The organism is Vibrio sp. Y42_MX_L11, assembly GCF_024181785.1.
Classification (GTDB): Bacteria; Pseudomonadota; Gammaproteobacteria; order Enterobacterales; family Vibrionaceae; genus Vibrio; species Vibrio diabolicus.
Genome location: NZ_JAMZAP010000001.1, coordinates 418,532 through 431,745, shown reverse-complemented (window position 1 = coordinate 431,745; position 13,214 = coordinate 418,532). Strand labels below are relative to the sequence as shown.

General features: G+C 45.0%; 13 protein-coding genes and 2 pseudogenes. 9 read left to right on the top strand and 6 right to left on the bottom strand.

Annotated features, from left to right (window positions below; all coding sequences use genetic code 11):
* Window positions 1–121: 121 nt before the first annotated feature.
* The 3 genes and pseudogenes from NL643_RS01900 to purU form a co-directional block, all read right to left on the bottom strand.
* A pseudogene (locus NL643_RS01900) lies at window positions 122–307 on the bottom strand (transposase family protein); the annotation flags it as partial.
* Between the two features lie 168 nt (window positions 308–475).
* Window positions 476–1,063 (bottom strand): annotated as a pseudogene (locus tag NL643_RS01895) (trypsin-like serine protease); the annotation flags it as partial.
* A 204-nt stretch (window positions 1,064–1,267) separates the two neighbouring features.
* Window positions 1,268–2,101: a formyltetrahydrofolate deformylase gene (gene purU / locus NL643_RS01890; RefSeq protein ID WP_005382206.1), complete on the bottom strand. Its 834-nt coding sequence runs from the start codon at window positions 2,099–2,101 to the stop codon at window positions 1,268–1,270.
* Window positions 2,102–2,319: 218 nt separating this feature from the next.
* Between purU and NL643_RS01885 the strand changes: the two genes are divergently transcribed.
* From NL643_RS01885 to rnd, 7 genes are all read left to right on the top strand, one after another.
* Window positions 2,320–4,260, top strand: coding sequence for an ATP-dependent DNA helicase (locus NL643_RS01885; RefSeq protein WP_005382210.1), 1,941 nt, complete (start codon window positions 2,320–2,322; stop codon window positions 4,258–4,260).
* A 29-nt stretch (window positions 4,261–4,289) separates the two neighbouring features.
* Entirely contained in the window at window positions 4,290–4,991 is a 702-nt protein-coding gene (tsaB, locus tag NL643_RS01880; protein ID WP_048626135.1) for a tRNA (adenosine(37)-N6)-threonylcarbamoyltransferase complex dimerization subunit type 1 TsaB, read from the top strand.
* Between the two features lie 60 nt (window positions 4,992–5,051).
* A complete protein-coding gene (locus NL643_RS01875; protein ID WP_005396047.1) occupies window positions 5,052–5,357 on the top strand; it encodes a hypothetical protein in 306 nt (101 codons plus the stop codon).
* Window positions 5,358–5,398: 41 nt separating this feature from the next.
* Window positions 5,399–5,956, top strand: a complete 558-nt coding sequence (locus NL643_RS01870) for a Slp family lipoprotein (protein ID WP_048626136.1) — start codon at window positions 5,399–5,401, stop codon at window positions 5,954–5,956.
* Window positions 5,957–5,962: 6 nt separating this feature from the next.
* Window positions 5,963–6,817: an alpha/beta fold hydrolase gene (locus tag NL643_RS01865; protein ID WP_253643816.1), complete on the top strand. Its 855-nt coding sequence runs from the start codon at window positions 5,963–5,965 to the stop codon at window positions 6,815–6,817.
* Window positions 6,818–6,923: 106 nt separating this feature from the next.
* Entirely contained in the window at window positions 6,924–8,615 is a 1,692-nt protein-coding gene (gene fadD, locus NL643_RS01860) for a long-chain-fatty-acid--CoA ligase FadD (protein WP_253643815.1), read from the top strand.
* Window positions 8,616–8,694: 79 nt separating this feature from the next.
* Complete coding sequence (gene rnd, locus NL643_RS01855; protein WP_253643814.1) at window positions 8,695–9,813, top strand: ribonuclease D; 1,119 nt, start codon at window positions 8,695–8,697, stop codon at window positions 9,811–9,813.
* 76 nt (window positions 9,814–9,889) lie between these two features.
* Here rnd and minE read toward each other — a convergent pair whose 3' ends face one another.
* The 3 genes from minE to minC are packed head-to-tail and all read right to left on the bottom strand — an operon-like array spanning window position 9,890 to window position 11,648.
* On the bottom strand, window positions 9,890–10,153 hold the full coding sequence (gene minE, locus NL643_RS01850) for a cell division topological specificity factor MinE (RefSeq protein ID WP_005396037.1): 264 nt from the start codon (window positions 10,151–10,153) through the stop codon (window positions 9,890–9,892).
* Window positions 10,154–10,155: 2 nt separating this feature from the next.
* Entirely contained in the window at window positions 10,156–10,968 is an 813-nt protein-coding gene (gene minD, locus NL643_RS01845; RefSeq protein ID WP_005388331.1) for a septum site-determining protein MinD, read from the bottom strand.
* Between the two features lie 17 nt (window positions 10,969–10,985).
* Window positions 10,986–11,648, bottom strand: a complete 663-nt coding sequence (gene minC / locus NL643_RS01840) for a septum site-determining protein MinC (RefSeq protein ID WP_005382304.1) — start codon at window positions 11,646–11,648, stop codon at window positions 10,986–10,988.
* Window positions 11,649–11,845: 197 nt separating this feature from the next.
* On the opposite strand from minC, the gene NL643_RS01835 reads away from it, so the two are divergent.
* Together NL643_RS01835 and NL643_RS01830 are read left to right on the top strand one after the other, a co-directional pair.
* Complete coding sequence (locus NL643_RS01835; protein ID WP_005382303.1) at window positions 11,846–12,127, top strand: YcgL domain-containing protein; 282 nt, start codon at window positions 11,846–11,848, stop codon at window positions 12,125–12,127.
* A gap of 48 nt (window positions 12,128–12,175) precedes the next feature.
* Window positions 12,176–13,147 (top strand): lytic transglycosylase domain-containing protein, encoded by a 972-nt coding sequence (locus NL643_RS01830; RefSeq protein WP_048626139.1) that lies wholly within the window; start codon window positions 12,176–12,178, stop codon window positions 13,145–13,147.
* Window positions 13,148–13,214 lie beyond the last annotated feature (67 nt).

Below are 13,214 nucleotides of genomic sequence, written 5' to 3'. Positions count from 1 at the left end.
ATCTGATCATCAAATCGATCTTGAATGTATTGAAATTATTGTGATTTAAATGTACAAATTAGTGGAAACATCACTTCACGTCACCCCTTATGCCATAAAGGATTTTCATGATCTTGCCCTGACCATACTGTCTAAGCCAATCCAAGTTATCTTCACCAAAATCTTCAATATCCTCCCAACCTTCAGCACCAGCAATCACTGCTGTAATCGTTAAGAAGATAATGTCGGTTAGCGTGTGCTCTATTTTCCAAGCTTGGCGAGGGTCTCGAATAACTGATATATGGTCCAAAAGGCTTAATCCGTTCATTAGGCTAAATATCTGCTGTTAAAAAACAGTATATGATCACACCTAAATCTGATCATCAAATCGATCTTGAATGTATTGAAATTATTGTGATTTAAATGTACAAATTAGTGGAAACATCACTTCACGTCACCCCTTATGCCATAAAGGATTTTCATGATCTTGCCCTGAGTTTCCTGGTAGGTTTTGGCAGGTAGCTCGATCTACGTATTCCAAATCTACTTGTTGTAAAACGGTTGGGTATATTCTGTCTGTCGTGGACGTATTTCCCCATCCAGCCACATGCAACTTGTCTCCCACACGTACGCTACCTAAAAGTTCTGGCGTTGCCAGATCAATAGTTGCGCTATCGACATTGCGTTCTAATTCGATAAGAGCGATGTCATTGTTCGTTGTATTACTGTTATATGCAGTATGCGAGTAGATATTGTTAACCGCAATGCGCTGCGCGTGAGACTCGTTGTTTTGATCATAAAGACCAAGAGCGATATCAATATCGTCCGCATTAAGACCTTCCACACAGTGCGCAGCAGTTAATACGTATTTTCCACCAAGGAAACTACCGCCACAGAAGTGACCAATAGATGTTGGCTGTCCTTTACGGACCAGTGAAGCAATAAACTTCCAGTCGGAAGTATTAGCTGGCTCGCCGCCAATAATGCGAGTGGATACATCATTCTGAACAGGCTTAAGAGTATCTGCGATTGTGGTTGCTGGCAAAGTCAGCCCAATCAGAAAAGCCACTAACGTTTTTTTCATTTTAATTCCGTAATATTAACGTGGTTTATTATAAGGGGACCAAATGATAAACGGAATCATTCTCTCAGTAAATAGTTGTAGTGAAATGAAAAATTATAATATATCGGTTTAATTTTGATGGTTAGAGTCGGGGGGATATCCCTGAAAAGATGAAACCCGCCAAGTTGGACGGGTTTCATTCTCGTTGTAACTAGTGCGGAGGGATTACAGGATCACTGTTTTATTCCCATAAACAAAGACGTGGTCATTGATCACTTTATTCAAAGCCTTACTCAATACGTTCTTCTCTACATCGCGTCCCGCTTGTGCCATATCTTGGGCATTGAATGTATGGTCGACAGGAATTACGTCTTGCTTGATGATCGGCCCTTCATCTAAATCATTAGTCACGAAGTGTGCCGTTGCACCGATGATTTTCACACCGCGATCGTAAGCTTGTTGATATGGCTTAGCGCCAATAAAAGCAGGTAAGAAGCTGTGATGAATATTAATGATTTTGTGGTGGTATTTCTCAACAAACGTCGGCGTTAATACGCGCATGTATTTAGCTAACACCAAAAAGTCAGCATCGTATTGATCGATCACTTCTAGCATCTTCTGCTCGTGTTCTTCACGGCTAAGGTTTTCATGGGTCACGTGGTGGTAAGGAATGTCGAAGCGCTCAGTGAGAGTTTGCAGTTTGTCGTAATTCCCTACCACAGCGGCGATCTCAACATCTAGGCTTCCATCGTAGGTTTTCATCAGAATATCGCCTAAACAATGCGCTTCTTTTGTGACGAGAATGACGATGCGCTTACGGCGAGAGCCAACCAATTTACGCTTAGCACCTTGCGGGAGTGCTTGGTCCAAGTCGGCAAGAAACGTTTGATCGTTGAAGTATCCCTCCAGCTCCGTTCTCATGAAAAAGTGGCCACTGGTATTATCAACAAATTCGTTATTGTGAACGATGTTGAGTTGGTGCTTGTAACAGATGTTAGTGATTTTCGAGATGAGACCCGGGGCGTCAGAACAGTGGGTCAACAGTGTTTTCTTTTCCATAAATCAGGTACTTCCATGCATTAATATTTTAGCGTACGAATTTGTTATTATTCCCTGGCGGGTGTAACTGTACTGCCATGTTTCACCATAAATAATCTATTCTTACGTTGGTTTCAACAAAATATCCGTGTGTCGCCGCAAGCTGGTCAGATTGTGGGCTGATGTCACTCCTATTCCTCTGATATACTCTCGATAATTTTTCAAACTCAATACCAAGCATGATCGCAAAAACTTTTTCCTCTGATGGCGCATTAGGTAAGGCCATTCCGGGCTTTCAAGCTCGTCAGCCACAAATCGATATGGCGGAAGCCGTCAGCAGTGCGATCAAAGATCAAACCCAGTTGGTGGTGGAGGCAGGAACCGGAACCGGTAAGACCTTCGCCTACCTAGTCCCTGCGCTGTTGAGCGGTAAAAAAGTGATCATCAGTACAGGTTCGAAAAACTTGCAAGAGCAGTTGTACCATCGTGACTTACCACTCATGGTCAATGCGCTTGGTTTTTATGGTCAAGTGGCGTTATTAAAAGGGCGTTCTAACTATCTGTGTTTGGATCGTTTGAGCCGCCAAATGGTCGAAAGCCACACTAATGAATCTGACCCGACGTTATTAACTCAACTGGTTAAAGTGCGTGCTTGGTCATCAGAAACCAAAACAGGTGACCTTGGTGATTGTGATGATCTGCCAGAAGACAGCATGATCATTCCGACCATCACTTCAACCAATGATAACTGTTTAGGTAAAGAGTGTCCGAGCTACACCGATTGCTTTGTATTGAAAGCGCGTAAGCGAGCCATGGATTCCGACATTGTTGTGGTGAACCATCACTTATTTCTTGCTGACTTAGCGATCAAAGAAACAGGATTTGGTGAACTGATCCCAGAAGCCGATGTGTTTATTTTTGATGAAGCTCATCAGTTGCCAGATATTGCGAGCGAATATTTCGGCCAGTCAGTATCAAGTCGCCAAATTCACGATCTTGCCAAAGATATTGAAATAGCCTACCGCACCGAAGCCAAAGATATGCGTCAATTGCAAAAAGTGGGCGACAAACTCATGCAAAGCGCAATGGACATGCGGATTGTACTGGGTGAGCCAGGCTTTCGTGGCAACTGGCGTGAGGCGTTGCAATCAGGCTCTATTAAGCGAGAATTATTGCGCTTAACTGATAGCCTCGAATTGGCGATTGATGTACTCAAAATAGCCTTAGGGCGCAGTCAATTACTGGATACCGCCTTTGAACGAGCCAATTTGATCAAAGGCCGCATCGACCGGGTATGTGATGTCGATATTACCGGTTACTCATACTGGTACGATACCTCGCCTCGTCATTTCGCTCTGCACATTACGCCTCTTTCTGTCGCGGACAAGTTCCATGAGCAAATAGAGATTAAACAAGGCGCGTGGATTTTCACGTCAGCAACTCTAGCCGTATCGGGCGACTTCAAGCACTTTACTGAGCGCCTTGGCCTCAAGCCTACAAAGCAATTTTCTCTGCCGTCCCCCTTTGATTATCAAAAACAAGCGCGCCTTTGTGTGCCAAGGTATCTGCCAGAGCCAAACAGTAACGGCTTAGCGGATAAGTTAGTCCGAATGCTTGCTCCGGTGATTGAAGAAAATGATGGTCGCTGCTTCTTTTTATGTACCTCGCACAGCATGATGCGTGAACTAGGTGAGAAGTTCCGAGAAGTACTTGAGCTGCCTGTGTTAATGCAAGGGGAGATGAGTAAGCAGAAAACCTTGGCGGAGTTTATGGAACTGGGTAACGCTTTACTCGTGGCGACAGGCGCCTTCTGGGAAGGGATTGATGTTAGAGGTGATGCGCTGAGCTGTGTTATTATCGACAAATTACCGTTTACCGCCCCTGACGATCCGTTACTCAAAGCCCGTATCGAGGATTGTCGATTACGTGGCGGTGAACCATTTGCTGAAGTACAAATCCCGGATGCAGTGATTACGTTAAAGCAGGGTGTAGGGCGATTAATTCGAGATCAGAAGGATCACGGTGCGTTGATCATTTGTGATAATCGCCTCGTCACGCGAGACTACGGTGGTATTTTCCTTGGAAGTCTACCACCTATCCCAAGAACGCGAGACTTAGATGGAATCAAAGCATTCCTGAAAGCAGAACAATCTGTCACAGACGCAAGTGCTGAGGCATAACCCAATAAATGAGAGTTGTAGAGAGTTAAATGAGCGCAAAAATTCTTGCTATCGATACAGCGACTGAAAACTGTTCAGTTGCGTTGTTGGCTAATGATCAAGTGATTTCACGTAGCGCGGTTGCACCACGCGATCACACCAAAAAAGTACTGCCAATGGTTGATGAAGTACTTAAAGAAGCTGGCCTGACTCTACAAGAGCTAGATGCGTTAGCGTTTGGACGTGGTCCAGGTAGCTTTACTGGCGTTCGTATCGGTATTGGTATCGCACAAGGTTTGGCGTTCGGCGCTGACTTGCCTATGATCGGCGTTTCAACGCTGGCTGCGATGGCTCAAGGTAGCCATCGTTTACATGGTGTGACCAATGTTGCTGTGGCCATTGATGCACGTATGAGTGAAATTTATTGGGCGCGCTATTCTCGTCAAGACAATGGTGAATGGGTTGGTATTGATGAAGAGTGTGTTATTCCACCTGCACGTCTAACTGAAGAAGCACAAGCAGACGACAAAACGTGGACGACAGCAGGCACGGGTTGGGATGCCTACCAAGAAGCGTTAGCAGATTTACCGTTTAACTTGACGCATGGTGACGTTCTGTACCCTGATTCACAAGACATCGTGATTCTTGCTGAACAAGAATTTAAAAAGGGTAATACCGTGCCGGTCGAAGATTCGAGCCCTGTCTATTTACGTGATAATGTGACATGGAAAAAACTTCCTGGTCGCGAATAGTCCGTTTTTCATTAACCTGACAAAAAGCAGGGCGTTTGCCCTGTATTTTTATGGAGTGCTATGGCGTCGATTAATGGCTTGCCTCCTTCTTTGATTCCCGGTGCAAATCGCACTAATAAAGTCAGCAAAAAGAAGCAGGTAGATAAATCACAAACAAAGCAGCCTGTAGGTCAGCCTTCAAAGGTTGCTAACGCTGTGGCGCACTCCATAAAACACGTGGATGAGTCCCAAATTCACCGAGCTCAAGTGCAATATGACCTTCCTGAAGGGAGCGCACGTAAAGCAATGGAGCAGTACATGGATGTCATGAATCGAACTAAAAAAGAGGAACTGGCTCAATTACTTGGTGTCGATATTTACGTGTGAGATCTCCCCAGCTTGGGGTTACTAATATTGAAAGGTGGTTTATGAAGGTTTTTGGACGGTTTTTTCTCGCATTATTTGCTACGGTTGGTTTGTCTGCGTGTAGCTCGTTGCCAGAGGAGTTAAATGCCAGCACAGAACAAGTCGTTACTGATTATAAAGCTTTCGCTGAGTCTCAGGGGCAAGTGAGTGAAGATGTTCGTCTTGGTGGAATCATCGCTAAAGTGGATAACTTTAAAGATAAAACCCGTCTAGAAATCGTAAACCTACCAATCAGTAAATCTGGTAAACCGGATATTGATGAAGAGCCAACGGGACGTTTTGTCGCCTATTTTGATGGCTATTTAGAGCCCGTCGCCTTTAGTGAAGGCCGCTTGTTGACGGTTGTAGGTAAAGGCGCCGGAGAAGAAGAAGGAAAGATTGGTGAGCACGAATACGTATTCCCGATCATTAAGGGGCAAGGCTACCGTTTGTGGAAAATTGAAGAACGTGTACGCATGTATGACTCGCCAACCTACTTTTACCCATGTTACTCGATTAACTGCCGCATGTGGCGTAATGATTTCCCACAAGACGGTAAAGTGATAAAACAGGTCAAATAATCTGCGATGCATGAGCGTCAATTCGAGCTTCCTGCCGGCAAAATGGCAGCCCTTGAGATAGGGAACGAGAAAACGGCTGACTTGTCAGTCGTTTTTCTTCATGGGTGGTTAGATAATGCGGGCAGCTTTAAAGCGCTCATGGAGCAGTTGAACCAACTTAATCCTCACTTACACCTCCTCGCCATCGATCATTTTGGTCACGGTTTATCGAGTCATAAATCTCACGATAACTATTACCCCTTTCACGACTATATTGCCGATTTATATCAGTTGTTGGACGAATTATCGCCAAACAGACTGATATTAGTAGGGCATTCACTTGGTGCTTTAATCGCAAGTTGCTATAGTGCTGCGTTTCCAGAGCTGGTCGAAGCTCTTGTGCAAATTGAGGGAGCAGGACCTCTTACTGAAGATCCTACTAACAGTTTGCCTCGTCTTCGCGATGGCGTTTTAAGTCGAATAAGACAGCAAAACAAGCCAGAGCGAGCCATTGCCTCCTTCGATCTGGCGTTAAAATTACGCGTGCAAGCCAACCAATTAACCGCTGAGCAGCTTCTGCCGATAGTCGAGCGAGGAACGGAGCAGCGAGGAGATAAATGGTATTGGCGGCATGACGCCAAGTTAAAATGTGCGTCGCTTTACCGAATGGCGCAAGCGCATGCTAACTCGATTACCAGCCAAATACGTTGTCCTCATTTGATCGTATTAGGCGATCAAGGATTTCAGAATTTACCATCTAACCAAGCTGATTGGGGAGAGAACTCGCCGCAAGTGGTTTCTGTCAAGGGTGGTCATCACTGTCATTTAGAGCAAATACTCGAGGTCGCAACGCGAATTCTTGGTGTAGTTAACAAAATTTAAACAAGTGTTTGAGAGTTGCGTGCTCAAGCACGTTCGCTGTGCTGTAATAGCTTTCAAAATAAAAAGGACGCTATTTTTTAGCCAGTTATAAACGAGGAGTAACATCGTGGATAAACCATGGCTTTCACGTTATCCAAGTGACGTACCTGAAACCATTAATCCAGAGCAATATGAGTCTTTGGTAGAAATGTTTGAGCAGTCTGTACAAAAATATGCAGACCAACCAGCATTCATGAACATGGGCTCGGTTATGACCTTCCGTAAATTGGAAGAGCGTAGTCGCGCATTCGCAGCGTATCTGCAAAACGAGTTAAAACTGCAAAAGGGTGACCGTGTTGCTCTGATGATGCCAAACCTACTGCAATACCCAGTGGCGTTGTTTGGTATTTTGCGTGCAGGTTGTATCGCCGTAAACGTTAACCCACTTTACACTCCTCGTGAACTTGAACACCAATTGAATGACTCAGGTGCGACGACGATTGTGATTGTATCTAACTTTGCGAACACGCTAGAACAAATCGTCGATAAAACACCAGTTAAACACGTGGTGTTAACCAGCCTTGGTCAAATGCTGCCACGAGCGAAAGGTACGATTGTCGATTTTGTTGTGAAGTACGTTAAGGGCATGGTGCCTAAGTACGATTTACCTGGTGCGATCTCAATGCGTCAGGCTCTACGTAAAGGTCGTCGTCTACAATACGTTAAACCGTTTATGTCTGGGGATGACATTGCATTCCTGCAATATACGGGGGGGACGACAGGCGTCGCGAAAGGTGCCATTCTGACTCACCGCAACATGATTGCGAACGTTCTACAGGCAAAAGGCGCGTACGGACCGGTTTTATCTCCGGGGCGCGAGTTAGTCGTGACAGCGTTACCGCTGTATCACGTATTTGCTCTTACCGTAAACTGTTTACTGTTTGTCGAAATGGGTGGCCGTAACCTACTTATTACCAACCCTAGAGATATTCCAGGGTTCGTGAAAGAGCTACAAAAGCATCCGTTTACTGCGATTACGGGCGTGAACACCTTATTTAATGCTTTGATCAACAACGAAGACTTCCACGAGTTGGATTTCAGTAACCTACGTTTAGCCGTTGGCGGCGGCATGGCAGTGCAGCGCTCAGTGGCAGAAAGATGGCAGAAGACCACGGGTTGTTACCTACTAGAAGGTTACGGCCTAACCGAGTGTTCTCCATTGGTTGCGGCATACCCGCATGACCTTGTTGAATACAATGGATCGATTGGTCTGCCTGTGCCATCAACAGAAGTTCGTATTGTGGACGAAGAAGGCAACGCTCTTGCGAATACTGAAACTGGTGAACTTCAAGTTCGTGGTCCTCAGGTTATGCAAGGCTACTGGCAACGACCTGAAGCAACGAAAGATACGATCAACGAAGACGGTTGGCTATCAACGGGCGACATTGTTAAGTTCGATGACGAAGGCTTCTTGCACATCGTTGACCGTAAGAAAGACATGATCTTAGTATCAGGCTTTAATGTTTACCCGAACGAAATCGAAGACGTTGTAGCGCTACACGGCAAAGTCCTTGAAGTGGCTGCTATTGGTCAACCGCACGAAGTCTCTGGTGAATTAGTGAAGATCTACATCGTGAAACGCGACCCGAGCTTGACCAAAGATGAAGTGATTACGCATTGTCGTCAGCACTTAACTGGCTACAAAGTGCCGAAGTTGGTTGAGTTCCGCGAAGACTTACCTAAAACCAATGTCGGTAAGATCTTGCGTCGTGTTCTACGCGAAGAGAATGACGCTGAACTTGCGAAGAAAAGCGCATAAGCCGATTTCGTCGAGTCGAGAGATTTAAAAAATGATAGAATGCCAGCGTTTTGCTGGCATTTTTTATAGCGAGAAGTATGTGAATTATCAAATTATTACCAAAAACAAAGACCTAGAAGAAGTTTGCATTCACGCCCGAGAGGCAGATGTAGTGATGCTGGATACCGAATTCGTCCGTATTCGCACTTTCTACCCGCAGTTAGGTCTGATTCAGCTTTTCGATGGTAATCGCCTCTCGCTGATTGATCCGACCGAATTAACGGATATGACGCCGTTCGTAGCGCTATTAAAAGATACTTCCGTGTTAAAAGTGCTGCATGCCTGCGGTGAAGATTTAGAAGTTTTCCAAAATGCATTTGGTTGTACGCCGTTCCCTATGGTAGATACTCAGTTGATGGCGGCCTTTCTTGGCCACGGTCTATCAACAGGCTTTGCAACGCTGGTGGAAGAATATTTAGGTGTTGAGCTAGACAAAAGTGAATCACGTACTGACTGGATGGCTCGTCCACTGACACAAAAGCAATTAGATTATGCTGCCGCAGATGTTCATTACTTGTTACCGTTATACGAAAAGCTGCTCGATAAGGTGACGCAAGCAGGTTGGTGGGAAGCCGTACAACAAGAAAGTGATTTGTTGGTTTCAAAACGCATTCGCGTCACTAATGAGGAGAATGCCTACCTTGATATTAAAGGTGCTTGGCAGTTAAAACCTTCTGAACTGGCGATTTTAAAGCCTCTAGCGACGTGGCGTTACCGTGAAGCAATCAAACGAGATTTAGCGCTGAATTTTATCTTCAAAGAAGGTGACCTGTTAACAGTCGCTCGTCTTGGCTTAACTAACTTTAAGAAGATGGAAGCGGAAGATATTGATATCCGAGCGATTAACCGCCATGGCGCGAAGATTGCCGCGATTGTTAAACAAGCGAAGCAAACACCTTCTGAAGAGTATCCGGCGAAAATTGAACGCTTAATGGATTATCCAGGTTACAAACAAGTCTTCAAAAATATGAAAGACATAGTGAAATCGGCGTCGCAGAAGTCTGGCTTAGCAACGGAGTTCCTTGCTTCTAAAAAGCAGATTAATCAGCTGATCAGTTGGGTGTGGAAAAAAGATCGCGATCCAGAAGTGTTGCCTGACTTGATGCAGGGCTGGCGTTTGGACCTGCTGGGCGATAAGATGAATAAAGCGTTAAAGTAATGAATGATTAAAAGGTTGGCCTCGATGCCAACCTTTTTCGTTCTAATTAGAGTATTCGTCTCGCGAGAGAAACTGATTACTTCTCGTCGTCTGGTAGCTTCACATTGAGCTCAAGAACTGAGATATCGTCGTCTTTGTGCTCAAATGTTAAGTCAACCATATTTGGATCAATTGCCACGTACTTACTGATCACCTTCAAGATGTCCTCTTTCAATTGAGGCAAGTAAGAAGGCGCAGGATCATTTTGGCTGCGGCGCTCAGCAACAATGATTTGCAAACGCTCTTTAGCTAGATTCGCAGAAGTTTTCTTCTGTGGGCGGAAAAATTCTAATAATGACATGTCTAGCCTCCAAAGAGTCGTTTAAAGAGTCCTTTCTTCTCCTCAGTAAGGAAACGAAATTCAACCTGATTGCCTAATAAGCGATCAACGGTGTCAGAATAAGCCATGCCCGCATCGGTGTTATCGTCAAAAGTAACCGGTACACCTTTGTTTGACGCGTTAAGCACGGCTTGGCTTTCTGGAATCACGCCCAGTAGTGGAATATGTAAGATCTCCTCTACGTCTTCAACGCTTAGCATTTCGCCTTGAGTGACGCGAGATGGGTTGTAGCGAGTCAGTAGCAGGTGCTGTTTTACTGGCTCTAGCCCTTGTTCTGCGCGCAGGGACTTAGAATCTAAAATACCGAGAATGCGGTCAGAGTCACGTACAGAAGAGACTTCTGGATTCGTTGTGACAATGGCTTCATCGGCGTAGTACAAGGCCATCAATGCGCCTTGTTCGATACCTGCTGGTGAATCACAAATAATGAAATCAAAGCCCATTTCATCAAGTTCGCCGAATACGCGCTGAACACCATCTTTTGTCAGTGCGTCTTTATCACGAGTTTGAGAAGCAGGAAGAATGAATAGGTTGTCCGTGCGCTTATCTTTGATCAGCGCTTGGTTTAATGTCGCTTCGCCGTTAATGACGTTTACAAAGTCATACACGACACGGCGCTCACAGCCCATGATTAGGTCGAGGTTACGCAAACCGATATCAAAATCGATCACCGCGGTCTTTTTTCCCTTCAGAGCTAGACCAGAGGCGATGGCTGCGCTTGAAGTGGTTTTACCAACGCCACCTTTACCAGACGTTACTACAATAATGCGTGCCATTTTTTTTCCTTTTTAGATTAAATCGCGAGAACTTCTAAATGCAATGATTCATCGGCTTTACTGATCATTACTTTCTTTTGCCAGTACTCGCTTTCAATTTGATCGCTTAACCAGTAGTCACCCGCAATGGATACCAGTTCTGCTTGTAAATCGTGGCAAATAATACGCGCTTCCTGCTGACCACTTGCGCCTGCAATCGCACGGCCTCGAAGTGTGCCATGGATATGAATAGAGCCGTCAGCAATGACTTCAGCACCTGCACTGACGTGCGCTAACACCACCAAATCACCATCTTTCGCGTAGATCTGTTGTCCTGATCGAACAGGCGTGCGAACTACTTTCGTTGGTGCCATTTTGGCTGGCGCCTGGCTTGGTGATTTGCTTGCCGACATAATGGCGAAGCCAGCTTCGGAAGCAAGATTTTGTACACGCTTGTCTTTACAGCCCGTTACACCGACCGGAATAAAACCAGCATCTGAGATGCCTTGTTTAAGCTTAGGGAAATCAATGTCGCCTTGTACTTTTGCTATATTGATTACCAAAGGCGCGGATGCAAAAAAAGAAGGTGCTTGAGAAACTTTTTCTTGCAAAAATTCGACAGTCTTTGCGATCTCATTGTCAGAAAGGTGTAAAACTGACAATGTAAAACTGCTACCTTTAAGGTCTGGTGAATGGGTCATCGTGGACTTCTTGCCTTTATTGAAAGAGCGTTGCCTTAAACTAGGTCTGTCATGTTATATTTCATCCTTTGACGCAGCAAGTTCTCTCGTGGGCAAATAGGTGAATTAATCTCAAATTTGCTATTAAGTTTGCGAGAATTTGACGTTTTCAACCTAATCCGCACTCAACGCGGCTAAATCAGCATAAAAGGCGTGTCATGCTTTGTTCTATTTATAAAAGCTCGAAAAAAGAAGGTACTTATCTCTATATTCCGAAAAAGGATGATTTTTCACAGGTTCCTGACACCTTAATGCAGATGTTCGGTAAGCCTATCGCTGTTATGACGATTAAACTTGATGGCCGTAAATTGGCACAAGTTGATATCGAAAAAGTGAAGGCTTCATTGCAAAATGATGGCTTCTTTTTGCAGGTTCCGCCTCCGCCGGAGAACCTACTAGAAAAGTACAAAGAACAAAAAGCCCAGCAGAAAGGCGAATAACGTCATCGTTTTTCATCTGGGATTTCTGCCTTGCTCAAGGAGGGCAATATGAAAAAAATACTGGCTACCATGCTTAGCGTTGGTGTGTGTACCTCGGCTTTTGCAAGTAGCGAGGGTTTCGATGAATACTTGAATAAGCTGCGTGCTGAAGCGCGTGATAAAGGTATCTCAGAGCAGGTCATTAGTGCTGCTTTTGCGAATGTTGAGTACAAGCCTCGAGCAGTAAAAGCGGACCGAAACCAGCCAGAGAAGAAACTGACGTTGGATGAATACATTCCTCGCGCGGTGCCTGAATGGAAGGTGAAGCAAGCAAGACAACTCTATAAAGAGCATTACACCGAGCTAAAGCGTATAGGCGATGAGTACGGTGTGCAGCCTCGCTTTATCGTGGCGCTGTGGGGTGTAGAAAGTAACTTTGGTAAATTTACGGGTAACTTCAAAGTGATTGACGCGTTGTCGACAATGGCATTTGAAGGTCGTCGTGAAGAGTTTTTCCGTAAAGAGACCATGTCGGCATTGCAGATCCTCGATCAAGGCCATATCGAGCTAGATAATTTTAAAGGTTCTTGGGCTGGTGCGATGGGACAGTGTCAATTTATGCCAAGCTCTTTTCTTCGTTTTGCCGCTGACGGCAACGGGGATGGTAAAAAAGACATTTGGCAATCTGAAGCCGACGTATTTGCATCAACCGCTAACTATTTGAGCAAGTCCGGCTGGGATGACAAATACACTTGGGGTCGCCAAGTGAAAGTTCCTAAAGGCATTGATCGCAGCTTAGAAGGGCGCACAGCTGAAAAAGGTAAATACCTTCAGGAGTGGAGCAAACTTGGTATCACAAAATACGATGGTAGTCCGTTGCCAAAACTGGATGAAGACATCAAAGCATGGTTGATCATGCCGGACGACGAAAATGGTCGTACGTATCTGGTTTACAATAACTACAACGTACTGATGAAGTGGAACCGCTCTTACTACTTCGCACTCGCCGTGAGTCACTTGGCTGACCGAATTAAATACTGAGCTGTTATCAAATAATCACTTGGCATCCAGTATTCAATATGAGGGCTCTTCGGAGTCCTTTGTTTTT